Source organism: Candidatus Poriferisocius sp., assembly GCF_965214065.1.
GTDB lineage: Bacteria > Actinomycetota > Acidimicrobiia > Acidimicrobiales > Bin134 > Poriferisocius.
Window position 1 is genome coordinate 41,867 of record NZ_CBDCAT010000024.1, and the last position, 15,545, is coordinate 57,411.

Here is a 15,545-nt window from a genome sequence, read left to right on the forward strand (position 1 = left end):
GGTGACAGGGGCCTCCCGGTTCGGGGGCAGTGGCTCCGGGCAGTCAGGGTCGTTCCATGTGTCCGGCGGCGGCAGGAAAGCGAAACAAGGCCGCCACTCCGGGAGACAGCACCTCCGGCAATAGGCGCAGACGCTTGCTCAGGTGTGGCGGAGTGCCACCACCCAAGAAGCCAAGTCCGACCCGGCCGGCCGACACTCGCCCACCCCTTGAACACGCTTCTCGCCAAGCCACAGCCGTCCTGACTGGCCCTCCGCGGCATCGCCTCAAACTGTCACCGCGCGCCAATACACTCGCCGCGGAACTGCTAGCCGCCTATAGCCGGATCACTGGCAGGCGAGAGGTGAAATCCGACGACGGGCAAGGAGTCTGATGTCCAAGCAGCAAGAGCAGGAGAAGGTGGATGAGGGAGTCAGGATAGCTGTTCCCGAGTTTGTCGCAGACAAAGACAACCCCTTTGCCGGTGACTTGTTGGGCCGCGGGCCGCGGGTGAAGCTGCTGTGCGATTTCGCCAGATCGGTTTCCGACCATGTAGTCATCGCCGTCGATGGGGAGTGGGGAACTGGCAAGACAGCGTTCCTGAGGATGTGCAGGGCATACCTAGAGCAGCAGGAAGTCCGGGTTGCCGAGTTCAACGCCTGGACCGAGAGCTACACCACGGACCCCGTGTTCAATCTTGCTTCGGCGCTGGCCGAAGTGGTGGAAGGGGACCGACTTACCAAGATCATTGAGGCAGCGAAGGTCATTGGTGTGGCTGCTGGAAAGAGCCTGCCGTTCAAGGTCGGGGACGTTGTATCTGAGGCGGCAGAGATGATTGCCCAGAACCAAGCATTCCCAAACGGTCTACCTGAGTACCGCGATTGTGTTCGTGGATTCAAAGAGGCCCTGGAACAGGAAGCAGCCAGAGCAGACGGCCCGCTGTTGGTGCTGGTCGACGAGATGGATCGCTGTTTGCCCCAGCAGGTAGTCGAATACCTGGGGGCCGTCCACAACTTGCTGGCAGTGCCGGGGGTGGTTGTAGTGCTGGCGATCAACCTGGAGCAGACGGCAAGGGGGCTGGAAGCTGTCTATGGAAGTGCATACGGTTCCAAGCGGTACTTGCAGCGGTTCTTCTCTCTGAGGATGACCCTTGATGGGGCTATTGAAACCGATGGACTCCTGCCGCTGATCCGCCTGTTGCGAGGCCACTTCGGGGATGATGTGGAATCGGCAGGGAGCGCCGACTTCATCGACTACTTATTGAGCATCCCCGCAATGGCCTCCCGTGGCTCCCTCAGGGACCTTCAACGTGTGGGCCAGGCCCTTCAGCTGACGGCAGCGGTTGGTTTCGGTCAGAAAACGGGATTGAACACCAGCGACCAAGGGAACCTCACCCAGCTCTTGCTTGTGGCCTTGGCACTGCTGGTCTTGAGCCAGCTAGACGAAAAGCTCTACCGGGAGTTCATGGAAGGCAAGAAGAGTGCCTCCGAGGTCATGCTGGGCTTGCGTAACCGGCTCCCCGCCGACGACAGGGATCTGCCTATTGTGGCCCGCGCGGTAGCAGCCTATTTGGACGTTCTCGGAGATGCGCTCGGCACACCCGCAATCACCGAAGACCAGTACCAGGAGGTTGCAGGCCGCTATGGCCTTCAAAGAGGCGCGGGGGGCTACGAAGACTATTGCAGGTTCGTGGACAGTGTCCGGGGGCACCTCCGGGCCGGGATGTCCCGCCAGGTGTTGGCAGCAGTCGAGATGGCCAACGATTGGCCGAACATTCATTTGCGAGCCTGATTCGAGATTGCAAATGGCTTGTTGATCTGAACGTGACTGCTGCCGATACCCAGGCCAATGACCGCCCCGAGATCCATGCCTCATGGGCTGCTGCCCGACCGGCTTTGGATTTCTTCATAGCGGATCAAAGAAGGTCCGAGTTGTCGAACCCGCTCACTAAAATTGTGATGTTTGCCAGCTAGCCGCCTGCCCTCAGAACACCGGCAGGCAAGAGAGGAGACCGCGATGAGCAAGAAACCCCCGGCACACACAGTCCTGCACGGCGACCAGTGGGCCAACCGGCGCGAAGGGTCGGAACGGGTCAGCAGAAAATTTCCCACCAAGAAGCAAGCCCAACAGGCGGGGCGCAACACCGCCAGGCGGGAAAACACCGAACACCTCATCCACAAAATAGACGGCACAATCGGCGAGCGGAACAGCTACGGCAACGACCCGCACCCGCCGAAGGGCTAACGATGTCGGACCCACTAGCAAGCGCAGCAGCTAGCGCCATAGGTCCGAAGCTCTTTGGGAGGAGGGCGGCGAAGCGCCTTTCAGGTGCGGTGATGCAAATTGTTATGCGGATCGGGCTGTCGGGTGCTGACCGGGACCGGGCTCTACGCCAGCTCTCCCGTGAGATGTCAAGAGAAATCCGCTCCCTGAACCACACCCTCGCCGCCATAGCCATGTGCGATGAGTCCCCGGCAGCACGCCGCTATCTGTCGCAGATTGTCGAAGAAGGCATATCCGCGCACGACGAGAGGACATACAAGGAGCGGATGTGGGAACGGCTCGAAGCCATCCCATGAGTAGGGTCCGATGAGCTTCGTTGTTGCTGCCACCGCGGCTGCTGTCGGTTCTCTGCTTTCGGTTGTCCTTGTCGGCATCGGCAAGTACATGCGGGAAAACCGGATACGGCTCCGTTTCTGGGTTTCTGGCTTCTTCTCAGAACAGACCCCAGTCCGGTCAGACGGGCTTGCCTCTTCTCCAGATACGTCAGTGGGCACGACGGACTGGAGAGTGGTGTGCCCTCCCCTTTCAAGGATGTTGAAGGTGTGCAGAGCGGCCTTCAAGAAGGACTGTGAGACCACCATCGAAGCCATCGACCTGATGTACGGAAGGTTGGACAGCAGCAAGCAGGAGATGCTCCTAAGAATTTGTGCAACAGGTGTTGATCCGGGACCTCAAGGTAGGCGACATCCTTGGTCTAGGGGGATCCAACAACGTCGTCCAAGCCATCGAACCAGAAGGAAACGACCACTACGTCGTCACCTTCAACGAGCACAATGTCCAGCACTGGGCTGGTAGTGGGAGCAAGGTGGCAGTCAAGAGGCATCTGGATTGAACACTTGTCCTCCTGCTCCGCCGCCCCTGTGGCCAAATCAGCGCCCCAAGTAGCCTGCCTCTCATGCGAGCCATCCTGAGTTTCCGCTCCTTTACCTTGCTCGCTGGTGTGATCGCGTTGATCGCTGTGCTGCTTGGGCCAGTTGTGTCGGCGCAGACCCAAAGCGATTTTGAAGTGAGGGATCAGCTGATTGCGGACCAGGAGAACCTGTTGAACACCTACCGCTGCCTGTTCGGCGTGGAAACCGATGTGGTTCCAAGCGGGTGCCCGACCCCTGATGTGATCGAGCCTGGTCCTGCCCCTGCGAACCCCACACAGAACGACATCGACGTGCGGGACCGACTGATCCAGAACCAAGAAGCCCTGCTGAACGTCTACCGATGCCAGTTCGACGTTGACACCCAGCTCGTGCCCGGAGGTTGCGCCGCAGACGACGGTGAAAGCGACCAATCGACAGGGGAGGGCAGCACTAGCACCACGGTGATCGACGTGCTCAACAGCCTCACCGTCGAAGCCGAGTACACAGGGTCGGGATATGTGCGAGCCGACTTCGACCATGATCGGGGCTACCTCTGCAACGACTCTGGCATCGATCCCTACACCGGCATCGGCTTCGACCCGTCTACCTGTGACGTAGACCACATCGTAGCTGCGCAAGAGGCACACGAGTCCGGGGCATGGAAATGGGAAGTCGCCCGCCGCCAGGCGTTCGGCAACGACGCTTTGAACCTCGTGCCTAGCCGTGATTGCGTCAACCGATCCAAAGGAGCGCGGGACATAGCCGAATGGTCAGGTCGGATCGGCAGCGGGGTGTGCAAAGGGGTGGAGACAACCGCCCAGGGGCTGTGCTATCTGGCCAGGAAGACAGTCGAGGTCAAAGCCGCCTACTCCCTGTCAGTTGACCAGGCCGAGAAGAACGCGCTCACCCAGGTGCTAGACGGCTGTCCCGCCGACGGGGCTACGCAGCCTTCTGGCCCAGTCGACACTCAGCCCACGCCCGGGCCGACTCCCTCGACCCAGGCCGACACAACAGGCGACTCCGACTGCCACCCCGCCTACAGCCCATGCCTTCCCGACCTTGCTGGTGACGCTCTGAACTGCGGTGATCTCACCTCAGACCAGAAACCAGTGCAGGTGCTCGTCGCCGGAGTGGACCCGTACCGGCTGGACCGGGACGGGGACGGGTGGGGCTGTACCTCCTAGCCTTCCAGTCGGGTGGTTATCGCTGGCTGATAGTGGCCTGTGCTGGTCTGTCCCAGTTCACAGAAGGGTGGTGCTGTTAGGGACCGTTGGTTTCTTTGCTGCTTTCGCGGTGACGGGAATGATGCCGTTGTCTTCAAGTTCTGCTGTGGAGATCAGCGGGCCAGAGAGCACGCGGTCGAGAAGGTTTGCCTGCTTGGTCTCCAGGTCGGCGAGCATTGTCAGCACGTTGATGAGTTGGAGCAGTTCTGTTGTGAATTCCGCCGTCCAAGTTCTCTGTGTGATCTTGTCGAGATCGGAGGAAGGATTTCCCTCAGGTTCCTTCTTTCGGGAGCGGAACCAGTTCCTTAGGGCGTTCACGCCCGACACTTCGTAGGTCCAGGCTGATTCTTCGACGGGGCCTATGGTGCCCTCCCCGACAATGAGTTCCTTGCTTAAGGGGTTGTAGTCGATCTCGTTCGGCATTTCTTGTTCAGAGGTTGGTATCGACTTGAGCACCTTGGGTCGACGCGGAGGCTCCAGATGTGGTGGCCTGCGGGGCCTGCTGCCGCTGTCATCGACGAATCGCTCGCCATATGTGTGGAGCCAGATGACTTCGGCTCCGATGTTCGCTGCCTCTCGATACAGCGCTCTGTCTCCGGTGAGGGGAACTCTTAGGCCAGGGGTTTGGAGGCCGACAAGTAGCCGCTCTGTATATGCGGGGGCACCGGCAATTGCAGCGACATAGGCAAACAGTTCCCGTGGTGAGGTGGTCTCGTTATGGACCGTGGCAATGAAGTCGAGGAGTCCGGGTGCAATGTTCGGGGAGGATGCACTGGGATCGCGCCAAAGGGGGAACACCCTGCCGCCGCGACCGTGATAGTGGTCTAGGTCTGGGACCAGCCCGGAGAACGTGATCGCCGGGCCGGACTTGGGAACCGTGCGGTGAATGGCGGTCAGATACACCTGGTTGTCGCCGCGCACATACCAGAGGGACGGGTTGGGCTGGTTGATTACCCGCTTGTCGGCGATCAGGTGTTGGCGGTCGAATGACCGAAACGCGATTGGCTCGGTCGGGCAATTAGCATCTTTCTCGTGGCCGAGTGAGGTCTTCGGGGGGTCGTATCCCCATAGGTTGTCCTCCAATCTCGTGTCCAGAGTCCTGTCTCGGGGGTGGGGGTCGAGAAGTTCGGATTTCTCCTCGCGGTCCGTTTCCCCGATGAGTTTTGACCAGCGGGCTTTGAGAACTTTGCTGTTGGGTCCGATCACCCATCTTCGTCCGGGCATGGTTCCTGAGCCGGACCAGGGGAAGAGGTCGTCCAGCGCTGGGTAGGATGCCCAATCTGGCGACCCTTCGGGCGTGAGTGGTGCCTTCCACTCGGTTGGCGCGAGGAACCATTGGGAGTTGTCGTCCGGGTCTAGTGATGACAGCTCTAGGAACTTTTCTGTGCGGTGGCCGGGATTGAGCTGTCTGAAGTGGACGGGGGCGGGGGTGTCCGAGTCTGTTGTCCCGTCTTTGAGGGCTATGACGACGCAGATCGGCTGCTGGACTCCTGGGAATACCCTGGTTGGAATATTTGGCTGGTGGCCTTCGGGGGTCGTGTCTATGACCCATAGTTCGTCGGCTGTGCGCCTCAGGTAGTCGCGCATTTTGGCGAAGCCCGGCCCGCCCAAAAACCCCGAAGCGGTGACAAAGGAGATGATGCCGTTGGGGCTGTCCTCGTGGCGGTCAAACACCTTCCAAGATGCCCAGCGCCAGAAGTAGACGTAGGGGTTGTACAGGTGTTTGACATGTGTAGAGAGTTTCCACTCTGCGGGTGGCAGGAAGTCCTTGAGCGGCGGTTCGCTCGCCGACTTGTCGCCGGATTCGACCCATCCTCCCTTCCCCTTCGATCTCTCCTTGTAGGGGGGATTGCCGATGACCACGACGACAGGTTCGTCTGCCTTCACATTGTTGGCGTTGCGGCGCGATTGGGCGATGGGTTCGTACAGCGAGCCCAGCCGAGTCACCTCCACGAACGGGTCGTCGAGGGTGTTCGCGACGTAGAGCCGCAAGTCCTCCTCGGGTACATCGGCTCCCCGCCTGCGGTACTCCTCTGAAAGCCTGAGTTCCGCGACGCTGTACGGACCGGTCTGCAACTCGAAGCCGATGAGTCTCTTGGCTGCTGCTTCGAGCTGCGGCCCCACAGCCCCAGGTCCTTCTGAATCTTCTACGGTTTGTGCTATCCGGTCGATGACCCGGAACAGGAAAGTGCCCGTTCCGCAGGCTGGATCGACAACGGTGACGCCTGGCGATGCGAGCCCTTGTTGAATCTTGAGGCGTGAGCGGAGAAGTCCGTCGGTGAGCTTCACCATTGAGTCGACCACCTCTACCGGGGTGTAGTAGCTCCCGGACTGCTTGCGTAGCTCGTTGTCGTACTCGGCCAGGAAGTCCTCGTAGAACAACAGCCATTTGTCGGGGTCGCCGTCGGACAGCCGGTCCCAGTCAACGACCGACAGGACCCGCACGAGTGCCCAGACCGAGGTTGCGAGGCTGTCGAGGACTGTCTGGTCGGTGAGGAGCGACAGAGCCGTGCCGATCAGACCATGCCTGGTGTTGAGGTGCTTCGCTATCGAGTTGAAGTTTGGATTCTCCCCGTTCAGTGTGGCGGCGTTCAGGTCAATCCCTTCGACTCGCGCGAGGAGCAGAGCGAAAGTGATTGTTTGGGCGTATTGGTCTGCAAACTGCTTGTCTGTCGCCTCGGGATAGAGCAGGTCACGCCAGTCTGCCTGCAAGCTCTTCAATCCCGAGGAGCCGCCAATCAGCTCCAGCACCTCCAGCCTCAGGAGTCGGCACAGACGCGCCGTCGTCTCAGCCAGTTGCCGCACAGAAACAGGTGCAACGGGTTCCCACCCGAGGAAGTTGGACAGCAGGAGTGCTAGCTCGGAGTCATCAGCGCTCAGGTCCGGGCCTGACTGGTCTACGTCACCCTGCAACCTCACGAGGCCGCCGACTCGATCGCCTTCCCGGTACAGGCCCCACTCGTTTCCGTCGGTGTACAAGATGTTTGGAAGCGCCGATAGGCGTTTCCACTGCTCCTTGTCATGCGCTTCTCGGAACCGCCTCGTGTCGGCCCCCTTGCCCGGAGCCTTCACCTCGATATGGCCCACAAGCAGTTGATCCACAAGCACGGCAAAGTCAGGCTTGACTCTCAAATCGCTAAGGGCGCTCTCACCCGCCAGCACGGGCACACCAATCCCAAGGGAGACCGCTATCCCGGTGACCAGGACTTCGACAGGAGCGCGAAGCTGCTCCTCCGGCTCTCCCAGCCCACTCTCTGACTTCTCTGTGACTGCGCGTCCGAATTCTGAGACGAGAGGCTGAAGTTCTGAAAGAGAGATCAATTCATTGGCCTTTCGGATCAGGGAACTTCACAGCCGACCACATCCAAGATCGCTGCTGGCGGTGTAAAGAGACTACTGGTGTCCTATGGGACGTTCCTATAGACGTCAAGTGAGCATCCCCCCTTTGGCCGGTCGCCTCGATTGGGAGGTAATTATGTCATTGATGGAAAAGGAGAGGCCGCCGGGCAGGGCCAGACCCAATGTCCAGCCAACAGGAGGAAGCCCAGCCCACAGCGCGCCTCAAGCCAACGGCGGGCCGACAAGACGATTTGGCAATCACGAATATCGGTTTCCATGGCCACCATCCTGCAACGCCATACCGGTCGCGACCCATCCGCCGACCGGTCGCAAGCCGCCCGATCCCCACTACCAGAAGCACAGCCGCGTCAGCGGGCTCCAGTTCTTCACCGACTGCGGCAGATTTCGAGGCTCCCTCGGCTTGCCGCCGCCGGCGTCCGGATTACCCCGATAAAATGGGGGATGGATTGGGGGATAGAAGAAACTTTTTGCCGACTCTGGTGGCTCTACCAGGGATTTTGTCAACTGTTCAAGTCCCAGGGGGACGTTCCTGTATATGTCAAGTGCGGGTTGTGAGGGTGGGATGGGATGGTGTTCTGCGGATGAGAAAATTGCTTGAGAGTGGGTTCTGGGCGGGGAGAACATTACGGAGTCACCCGCCACAGCAATTCGCCGATCTGACAGGCCGTGAGGCTGAAGCGGTCATCGAGGGGCTCACTGTCCACCAGAGCCGGCTCCTAGACAACGACCCCTACGCGCATGGGATCAGCGTGGACCATTTGCTGGGCCGCATCGGCGAGCAGCCACCACCAGAGCCAGTCCTGTGGGTGTGGCACGAGATCGACCTGCCGCTGCTGGACTGGAAGCTTGTGAGGGGACGGGAGAACCTTGGAGACGCGTACCGGCTTCTCGCCGACATCGCTTGCAGCATCGGAGCAGTGCCCGGCATGGTGAACATCGGAGATGGCTATTGCTGGGCAAGCAAGTTCGGGTTGCGGGTTACCTTCGTAGTTGCCAGCCCGGTCCCGTCGGGCGGTCTGCTGCTTCTATCTGTCGAGACGGTCGGAAGCACCTGACATCTGCCATTGGGTCTGACAGCCCTGTTAGTCGTGTTCGTAGAGGCGGTCGGTGGCGGCGAGCCAGGCGGGGTTTTGGGGCCATTGGTCGGCGGCGGCGTTGAGGATTTCTGCGGCGGCGAGGCGTAGTTCTTTTCGGGGGGTGGGGTCGGCGATGAGCTGGTCGAGCCATTCGTCGGTGACGGTGGGCAGGGGTGGTCCGATGGTGGCGGCGATGGCTTCGGCGGTTTGTTCGTCGTTTTGGTCTACGGCGTCGACGAGCAGGGCGATGTCGGTTTTGACTTGTGGGGCGAGGGCCCAGTCGGCGGGGCTCTCGCGGATGACCCAGCCGTCTTTTTCGGCTCGTCTCATGAGGCTGCGGACGTTCTCTGGGGTGGAGCGGAGGATGCCGGCTACCTCGTCGGTTTTGGCCCGGTTGGCGCCGGCGGCGACGAGCACGGCGAGCAGCGACTCGCGGGCTTTGCGCATGGGCTTGTTGGAGCAGTACAGGTTGAACGCTTTTCCGCAGCGGGCTTTGATACCGTCGGCTCGGGCGAGCAGCTCTTCGCGGGTTGCAGGGGGTTGGGCGGGGGTTTCGGCGCGGTGTTCGGGCTGTGGGGATCCGCCGGTGTGGTCTGCGGCGGGCCGGGTCGGCGCGGGGGGCTCTGAAGGGTCGGGGTCGGGGTCGGGTTGGGCGTCGGGGTCGGGTTGGAGGGGCGTGAAGTAGGGGGGTGGGATGGGCTGGTTGCGGGGGCGGGGCAGGTCCCACACGGGGGAGGACAGGTGCAGTCCGCCGCTGTGGGGCCTCCAGGGCCTTCGCCGGACGATCCAGGACAGGGCAGGTGCGGCGATCAGCGCCCAGATGGCGGCGGCGGTGGTGGCCGCGCATCTGGCGGCTTGTTCGCCGAGGTCGTTTTGGGCGATCTGGTGGTAGGCGGCGGTCCATGTTTCGGGGTCGGTTTCGAGCAGCCCGGTTTTGGCGGTCCAGGCGGTGTAGGCGCAGAATCCGGCCAGCGAGACGACTGAGCGGGCCCATTTGCGTATTTCGCGGCGGCCGGTGGGGGTGGCTTTGCGCCGGGTGTAGTAGACGGCTCTGGTGGCCTCGATGCCGGTCATTTCTGTTTCACGTCGGGCAGGCGGGCAGGTTGGCGGTTGCGCCTTCGTTGAGGACTTCGGCTATGCGTGCTGTGCCGGTCTTGTGGGCGATCCACAGCCGGGGTTTGACGGGGATGGACACGTCGATGACGAGGGCGTTGCCGGCGAGGCAGCCTTGGATGGCGGTGCCGGGGGCGTCGTCGTCTGCGGTGGTGAGCACTGCGTTGTCGCAGGTGCCGGTGGCGCAGCTCGCGGTGTAGGCGTCGGCGGTCTGCTCGGCTCGGATGGCGGCGAGGTTGCGGGCCGATATGAGCTCGGCCTGGTCGCCGATGGCCGTCGCGGTGAATCCGCACGCCCAGATCAATGACAGGTACACGATGGCGGTGTACACGGCGGGTCCTAGCGGATGCGGCGCACCGACATCGCGGTGACGGTGTCGTCGGCCAGCACCGCGCTGGTGTGGATGGGGCAGACAACCAGCACCGCGACCGATGAGGGCGGGGCGGGCGGTTCGGGCTGGGCGTGGAGGCCGATGTCGAACCGGGGGTCTGATTGCACGCAGTCGCCCCAGACCGAGAGGCGCCCGTTGGCTTCGACGGCTTGGGCGGTCTGGGCCCACAGGGCCGCGTTTAGGGGGTCGGCGGCGATCTGGTCGGCGGCGTGGTCGGCTGCCAGCACAGCGTAGTTGGAGGCGCGGTAGCTGGCCGTCCCGCGGTCGCCGGCGGCGTCGGCGAAGACCATGGCCAGCAAAAGGCCGGGCAGGATCAAAAGCAGCGTCACCGCGTCGCTCATCGCCTTTCCCTCAGCATCTGCCCGCTGCGGCGAGCGGGCCGCTCGCGCTGGGGGCCGAGCAGGCGACGGCGGTGTGCTCCAGGGCGGGCCAGCGGGCCGACAGGCCGCCGACGGTGACGGTGGCCGCGATGTTGCAGTCCGCCGCGGTCACGGTGACGGCCTTGGGCTTGACGCCGCCTTGGCCGAGGCGGGCTGCGACCGCCCGGTGCGCCTGGTTTTGGCCCGCGCCCAAAAGGGCGGGGTGGTCGGGGTCGCAGCCCCAGTCGCTGGGCACTTGTGCGGCGGCGGCAGCAGCGGCGGACTGGGCGGCGGCGTCCGCGGCGAGGCGGGTGGTGTGGCTGGCGTATTGCCACACCACCAGCAAAAAGGCGATGAGGAACAGCACTGATGTGCGCAGCACGATGATCGGCGTCTCCATCGCCTCTGCCTATCGGCCCGCGGGGGTGCAAGCCCCGGCGCTGAGCCCTTGCAGTCCCGCCGGCGGCGTCCACTGCCCGCCGGCGGCGCCGCAGAGGCCGGCGGTGGAGATGAGCGCCCACTGGGGGTCGGCCAGCTCTCCTGTCCTGCCGGCGCGCTCGGCCCCGACCCGGGCCACGCTGAACGCGGCCATCGACACCAAAGCGGCGACCGCGACCATCACGGCCAAAAACCGGATCTCGATGATGGCCTCAACCACGGGGGGTCACCGCCTCGGGGGCGCCGGGGGCCGCGGGGGGCCGTCCTATTCCGCGCACGTGCTGTCTCCGGAGTTCCAGGTGCCGCCGACGGCTTCGCACAGGGTCTGGTTGGTGATGGTGTCGTAGTCGTAGATGACGTCGGTCTGCTCGTTGACTGTACCGGCCCGGTCGGTGACCTGGTTGTAGACGACGATGCTCACGATGGCCGCCACTGCGATGCCGACCACGATGAGGATCATTTGGACTATGGCGCTTTGCATGGTTTTTTCCTTTCGGGTTTCTTGTTTGTCTTGTTCGGGGCTCATTTCTGGGGTCAGAGGCTCGACATGACGGCCAGCATCACGACGAGGCCGGTGACCACTGAGGTGAGCGTGGCGGTGATCCCGACGGATCGGGCGATGCCGTCGACGGCTTGGCGGCGGTCGGCCTCGAAGGCGCGCACTGTGCGGGCCAGGGTGCGGTCCAACAGGCCGGTGGACGCGGCCCCGGAGCGCTCCGCGGAGATCACGGCCCGCAGCAGCGGCTCGGCCGGGGACCCGGAGATGGTGTCGACGACGACGGCGAGGGGGTCTGTGCCCGCAGCGAGCGCGGCGCTGATGCGGCCCTGGGCGGGGGTGAATCCCCGCCCGGTGATCGACATCGACGCGTCGACGGCCGCGGCGTTGATGGGGAGGCCGGTGGCGGACAGGAGCCGCATGCGGCGGAACCACTCGAGCAGGTTCATGTCGCGCTCTAGGCCATAGGAGTTCAAGACCGCGGCGCGCAGCACGCCGGGCGCGAGCCAGGGAAGCCACATGGCCGCCAGCGCCGCCGCGGCGACCCCCGCGGCGGCGCCGGCGAAGATCGACGCCACCGCCCCGCACAGCGCCGCTCCGCCCGCCGAGCCCGCCCAGCCGGCCGCGGCCACCCGCCGCGGCGGCCATCCCATCGCGGCCGCGTCCACCGCCGCGGCCGGGCCGCGGGGGCTGGTCAACAACAGCAGCGCCGCGCACACCGTTCCGGACAGGGCGACGAGCGCGCTCACCTGAGCTCCCTTTGCGCCCGGCCCAGCACCCACACGTGCAGCAGCCCCAGCAGGGCCGCGGCTGCCAGCAGGATCGTCTGGCCGTCGCCGGAGACCAGCCAGGCCCCGGCGGTGTCGGCCAGCGTTCCGGTGATCGCCACCACGCCGACTGCCATGGCGAGCGTCGAGACGATCTGGCCCATCATCTGCCCTACGTGGCGGTGGAAGTGCCGGGCGGTCTCCGCGGCCTCTGCCGCCTCGGTGTCGAGGATGTGGACGAGCTGCGCCCACTGGATGCCCCCGGAGTGGGCCTCTACCAGGACGTTGGCGCACATCGCGGCCAGCGGCCGTCCCACGGTGGCGGCGAAGCGGTCGGCGGCCACGGGAAGGCTGCCGATCCACACTTCCTCGGCCATCGTCCTAGCCGCCTGCCCCACCCGGCCCGGCACCAGCGGCGCCGCGTCCTTGATGGCCTCCACCACGGTCGGGGCGACGGCGGCCTGGTTGGCCAGCCCGCTGGTGAACTGGGCTATCTGCGTGGCCTCGGCCACTCTCAGCGCGGAGCGTGCCCTGATCGCCAGCGACCATCCCCCCAGCGCGGCGATGATGGCCGCGGCGAGGCCGATGCCCGCCCCCCAGACTGCGGTGCCCGCGCCGAAGGCGGCTGCGGGCGCCGCGGCCCGGGCCAGGCTGCCCGGCGACACCCGTTCGGCCACAGCCGCGGCGCCGCGTCTCGCGAAGCGGCGGGGGACGCGGGGCCGCACGGGCCACAGCAGCACCGCGGCGAGCGCGACCCCGCCGGCGGCGACGGTGACAGCGGCAGCGCCCATCAGCCGGCCCCGGCGCCGGTCTCGGCGGCCACGCCGGCTGAGCGGTACACGTCGGCGACGAGGCCGACCGGCTCGTTGACGGGCTGCGCCCACCGCTGGCCGGGCCGAAGCGCCCAAAGCGGCAGGGTGGACACCGTGTCGCTGCGCTCGTCGTAGCCGGTCAGCTGGGACACGTCGGCTATCACCCGCTCGCCCTCGTCGTTTCGGCCCATCCATACCAGCAGGTGGACGGCCATGGCGATCTGCTGGCGGGCGTAGCGCGGGTCGGCGCCCTCCATGCAGGCGTAGGCGGTCAGCTTGGACATCACGCCGGGGCCCGGCCGCGAGTGGAGGGTGACGAGGCAGCCGTCTAGACCGGAGGTCATGGCGTCGAGCACGTCGAGGGTTCCCTCGCCCCGGGTCTCGCCGATCACGAGCTTGGTGGAGTTGGCCCGCTTGGCGTCGCGGATGTGGTCGCCCATGCTCACCTTTCCCACCCCGTCGGCGTTCTCGTCGCGGGTGAGACGCTCGTAGGTGTTGGCGTGGATGCCGTATTGGGACAGGCGCAGCTCCGGGGTGTCCTCGATGGTGTCGATCCGCTCGTTCGCGTCGACGTGCGACAGCAGCGCCTGAACCAGGGTGGTCTTGCCGCCGCCCATCGCCGCGGCGACGACCGCGTTGGCCCGCACCGCCCCCGACACCGACTCCACGAGGACCGCCTGGAGCTGCGGGTCGGACACGCCGAGCGATTCGAGGCTGGCCATGCCGGCCATGTTCGAGCGCAGGACCATGGTGGGCGGCTGGCACATGAACGCCTCGGCGTGCAGCCTCCACCGCTCGCCGACCCTGATGTCGAGCCGGTAGTCGAGCTTGTCGAACCGCTGGGGCATCCCCCCGGAGAAGCTGGCCAGGTGCCGGGTGGTCTCTATGAGCTCGTCGTCGGAGGTGAACGGCGAGTGCCGCCTCTCGAACCGGCCGCTGGTCCTTTGCACCAGCATGAACTCGCCGCCGCGTATCTGGTACTCCTCCACGCCGGTGTCGGCCAACAAGTCCTCGATGCGGGACATCGCGGCGTGCGCGGCCGACAGCCTGTGCGTCTCCTTGTCGAGCTGGTCCAGCCGCCTCGGCCGCGACGCGGCCGAGCTGTGGGACCGGCCGAGCCTATTGAGCGTCTTCAGCGGCTTGGGGCCCGACACCGGCGACACCCAGACCACCTTGATGCCTCCGCTGGCCGCCTCCTTGGCGTCGGGCTCGGCGTCGGCCAAAGCCACCACCGTCACCGGGATCGCCCACCGGCCCACCGCGTCGAGCCGCAGCCTCGACCGCACGCCCGCCCCGGCGGTGGTCGACACCCACACGACCGCAGCCGCAGACGCCGCCGCGGCCTCCAGGCGCACGGCGGGCTCGTCGGTGCGCAGCGACAGCACCACCGGGCGCCCCGAGCGGGCAGCCTCGTCGGTCTCCACCGCGTTCGCCGCGATCACCGCGGTCGGCGCTGTGGAGGTCACCCCCTCGAACAGAGCCGCCGTCACCCACTCCGCGACCTCGTCGTCGATCTTGTGGTCCCGAACCAACAACAGCATCAGCCCGCCCCCTCAGTCGCCTCGGAATCGCTCTGGGGCCCGGCGCTCCCCCCCTCGGCGCCTGCCTCACCGGTATTAGAACCTGCTTCGGGGTCAGCCTCATCGGGGTCTGCTTCGGGGTCTGCTGCCTCGGCGGGGCACCGGTCTTCCCAGCCCGCCGCGGGGGAGGCCCACACGGTCCACGGCTCGCCCTCGACCAGCGCGGCGAACAGGGCGGGGCCGGCCTCGACGGCTACCTGGCCGGTCTCGACGTCGACCAGCTCCAGCTCCAGGGCGGCGCAGCCGGCGGGCTCGAACGCGAACACGGCCAGCTCCCCCGCTGCGGGACCGCCGTGCCACCGCCCGGTGTCCGCGGCCACCCAGACCGTGGACGCGGTGTCGTCGGCGATCCCGGCACCCGGCGGGCGCAGCATCTCGGCGGTGACGATCGTCCCGGCGGGCAAGTCGAAGGCGGCGATCCTTTCGACGCCCAACTCGGCGGGGGCCGCGGCGAAAGCCGCCGCCTCGGCGGGAACCTCGACGGGCACCCACCCGCCGGCTTCCCGACCGGCCTGCCATTCCTCGGTCGTGACGGGCACCGGCGCGCGCTGCACGCCGCCCCCGCCGCCGGTTGCAACCAGCACGACCACGACCGCAACCAGCACACCTGCGGCCCCGGCGAGCCGCAGCTTGAACGGGAGAGGCCAGTCGTTCATCGGACAGCTCCAGCGGGTGTCGGCCACGTGGTCACAGAAGGCACCTTCCTCGTCTCGCACTGGGTTCAAAGGCCCGTCGGGGCGACAGGCCTGCCCGCCTCTTGCAAGCGAGCGGAGAGAACATATTGCAAGCGGGCGGAAGAATGCAAAATCGTCGACCGCA

The 15,545-nt window shown here is 65.3% G+C and carries 17 protein-coding genes; 6 read left to right on the top strand and 11 right to left on the bottom strand.

The annotated features are described in order from the left end of the window. Window positions 1-370 precede the first annotated feature (370 nt). The 5 genes from ACOOGG_RS02205 (at window position 371) to ACOOGG_RS02225 (ending at window position 4,295) form a co-directional block, all read left to right on the top strand. Entirely contained in the window at window positions 371-1,768 is a 1,398-nt protein-coding gene (locus tag ACOOGG_RS02205) for a KAP family P-loop NTPase fold protein (RefSeq protein ID WP_420431836.1), read from the top strand. A 225-nt stretch (window positions 1,769-1,993) separates the two neighbouring features. Beyond that, entirely contained in the window at window positions 1,994-2,221 is a 228-nt protein-coding gene (locus ACOOGG_RS02210; protein WP_420431838.1) for a DUF2188 domain-containing protein, read from the top strand. A 92-nt stretch (window positions 2,222-2,313) separates the two neighbouring features. Further along, window positions 2,314-2,556, top strand: a complete 243-nt coding sequence (locus tag ACOOGG_RS02215; RefSeq protein WP_420431840.1) for a hypothetical protein — start codon at window positions 2,314-2,316, stop codon at window positions 2,554-2,556. A gap of 359 nt (window positions 2,557-2,915) precedes the next feature. Next, complete coding sequence (locus ACOOGG_RS02220; protein WP_420431842.1) at window positions 2,916-3,092, top strand: hypothetical protein; 177 nt, start codon at window positions 2,916-2,918, stop codon at window positions 3,090-3,092. A gap of 63 nt (window positions 3,093-3,155) precedes the next feature. Continuing rightward, entirely contained in the window at window positions 3,156-4,295 is a 1,140-nt protein-coding gene (locus tag ACOOGG_RS02225) for a hypothetical protein (RefSeq protein WP_420431844.1), read from the top strand. A 57-nt stretch (window positions 4,296-4,352) separates the two neighbouring features. Here the strand turns inward: ACOOGG_RS02225 and ACOOGG_RS02230 are convergent, their stop codons facing one another. Beyond that, window positions 4,353-7,655: a type ISP restriction/modification enzyme gene (locus tag ACOOGG_RS02230; RefSeq protein WP_420431846.1), complete on the bottom strand. Its 3,303-nt coding sequence runs from the start codon at window positions 7,653-7,655 to the stop codon at window positions 4,353-4,355. Between the two features lie 620 nt (window positions 7,656-8,275). On the opposite strand from ACOOGG_RS02230, the gene ACOOGG_RS02235 reads away from it, so the two are divergent. After that, window positions 8,276-8,749 carry a hypothetical protein gene (locus ACOOGG_RS02235; protein ID WP_420431848.1) on the top strand — a complete coding sequence of 158 codons (474 nt, stop codon included), beginning with the start codon at window positions 8,276-8,278 and terminating at the stop codon, window positions 8,747-8,749. Between the two features lie 27 nt (window positions 8,750-8,776). Here the strand turns inward: ACOOGG_RS02235 and ACOOGG_RS02240 are convergent, their stop codons facing one another. From ACOOGG_RS02240 to ACOOGG_RS02285, 10 genes are read right to left on the bottom strand one after another with little or no spacing between them, the layout of a single operon-like run. Next, window positions 8,777-9,844, bottom strand: coding sequence for a hypothetical protein (locus ACOOGG_RS02240; protein ID WP_420431850.1), 1,068 nt, complete (start codon window positions 9,842-9,844; stop codon window positions 8,777-8,779). A gap of 7 nt (window positions 9,845-9,851) precedes the next feature. Beyond that, complete coding sequence (locus ACOOGG_RS02245) at window positions 9,852-10,214, bottom strand: hypothetical protein (protein WP_420431852.1); 363 nt, start codon at window positions 10,212-10,214, stop codon at window positions 9,852-9,854. Window positions 10,215-10,222: 8 nt separating this feature from the next. Continuing rightward, the gene (locus ACOOGG_RS02250) at window positions 10,223-10,615 is read right to left on the bottom strand and encodes a hypothetical protein (protein ID WP_420431854.1); all 393 of its coding nucleotides are present in this window, start codon (window positions 10,613-10,615) and stop codon (window positions 10,223-10,225) included. Between the two features lie 10 nt (window positions 10,616-10,625). Then, window positions 10,626-11,033: a hypothetical protein gene (locus ACOOGG_RS02255; protein ID WP_420431856.1), complete on the bottom strand. Its 408-nt coding sequence runs from the start codon at window positions 11,031-11,033 to the stop codon at window positions 10,626-10,628. A gap of 9 nt (window positions 11,034-11,042) precedes the next feature. After that, window positions 11,043-11,291: a hypothetical protein gene (locus tag ACOOGG_RS02260; protein ID WP_420431858.1), complete on the bottom strand. Its 249-nt coding sequence runs from the start codon at window positions 11,289-11,291 to the stop codon at window positions 11,043-11,045. 45 nt (window positions 11,292-11,336) lie between these two features. Next, entirely contained in the window at window positions 11,337-11,552 is a 216-nt protein-coding gene (locus ACOOGG_RS02265) for a hypothetical protein (protein ID WP_420431860.1), read from the bottom strand. Window positions 11,553-11,605: 53 nt separating this feature from the next. Further along, window positions 11,606-12,349 (bottom strand): type II secretion system F family protein, encoded by a 744-nt coding sequence (locus ACOOGG_RS02270; RefSeq protein ID WP_420431862.1) that lies wholly within the window; start codon window positions 12,347-12,349, stop codon window positions 11,606-11,608. Next, window positions 12,313-13,125 carry a hypothetical protein gene (locus ACOOGG_RS02275; protein ID WP_420431864.1) on the bottom strand — a complete coding sequence of 271 codons (813 nt, stop codon included), beginning with the start codon at window positions 13,123-13,125 and terminating at the stop codon, window positions 12,313-12,315. Before ACOOGG_RS02275 ends, ACOOGG_RS02270 begins: the two co-directional genes overlap by 37 nt. Then, window positions 13,125-14,687, bottom strand: coding sequence for an ATPase, T2SS/T4P/T4SS family (locus ACOOGG_RS02280; RefSeq protein WP_420431866.1), 1,563 nt, complete (start codon window positions 14,685-14,687; stop codon window positions 13,125-13,127). Before ACOOGG_RS02280 ends, ACOOGG_RS02275 begins: the two co-directional genes overlap by 1 nt. Continuing rightward, entirely contained in the window at window positions 14,687-15,382 is a 696-nt protein-coding gene (locus ACOOGG_RS02285; protein WP_420431868.1) for a hypothetical protein, read from the bottom strand. The genes ACOOGG_RS02280 and ACOOGG_RS02285 overlap by 1 nt, the downstream gene beginning before the upstream one ends. Between the last annotated feature and the right edge of the window lie 163 nt (window positions 15,383-15,545).

Coding starts and splice junctions, on each gene's coding strand:
- ACOOGG_RS02235 (WP_420431848.1), top strand. CDS start 8,276: ATGAGAAAATTGCTTGAGAGTGGGTTCTGGGCGGGGAGAACATTACGG.
- ACOOGG_RS02255 (WP_420431856.1), bottom strand. CDS start 11,033: ATGGAGACGCCGATCATCGTGCTGCGCACATCAGTGCTGTTCCTCATC.
- ACOOGG_RS02250 (WP_420431854.1), bottom strand. CDS start 10,615: ATGAGCGACGCGGTGACGCTGCTTTTGATCCTGCCCGGCCTTTTGCTG.
- ACOOGG_RS02275 (WP_420431864.1), bottom strand. CDS start 13,125: ATGGGCGCTGCCGCTGTCACCGTCGCCGCCGGCGGGGTCGCGCTCGCC.
- ACOOGG_RS02210 (WP_420431838.1), top strand. CDS start 1,994: ATGAGCAAGAAACCCCCGGCACACACAGTCCTGCACGGCGACCAGTGG.
- ACOOGG_RS02240 (WP_420431850.1), bottom strand. CDS start 9,844: ATGACCGGCATCGAGGCCACCAGAGCCGTCTACTACACCCGGCGCAAA.
- ACOOGG_RS02215 (WP_420431840.1), top strand. CDS start 2,314: ATGCAAATTGTTATGCGGATCGGGCTGTCGGGTGCTGACCGGGACCGG.
- ACOOGG_RS02280 (WP_420431866.1), bottom strand. CDS start 14,687: ATGCTGTTGTTGGTTCGGGACCACAAGATCGACGACGAGGTCGCGGAG.
- ACOOGG_RS02265 (WP_420431860.1), bottom strand. CDS start 11,552: ATGCAAAGCGCCATAGTCCAAATGATCCTCATCGTGGTCGGCATCGCA.
- ACOOGG_RS02205 (WP_420431836.1), top strand. CDS start 371: ATGTCCAAGCAGCAAGAGCAGGAGAAGGTGGATGAGGGAGTCAGGATA.
- ACOOGG_RS02225 (WP_420431844.1), top strand. CDS start 3,156: ATGCGAGCCATCCTGAGTTTCCGCTCCTTTACCTTGCTCGCTGGTGTG.
- ACOOGG_RS02285 (WP_420431868.1), bottom strand. CDS start 15,382: ATGAACGACTGGCCTCTCCCGTTCAAGCTGCGGCTCGCCGGGGCCGCA.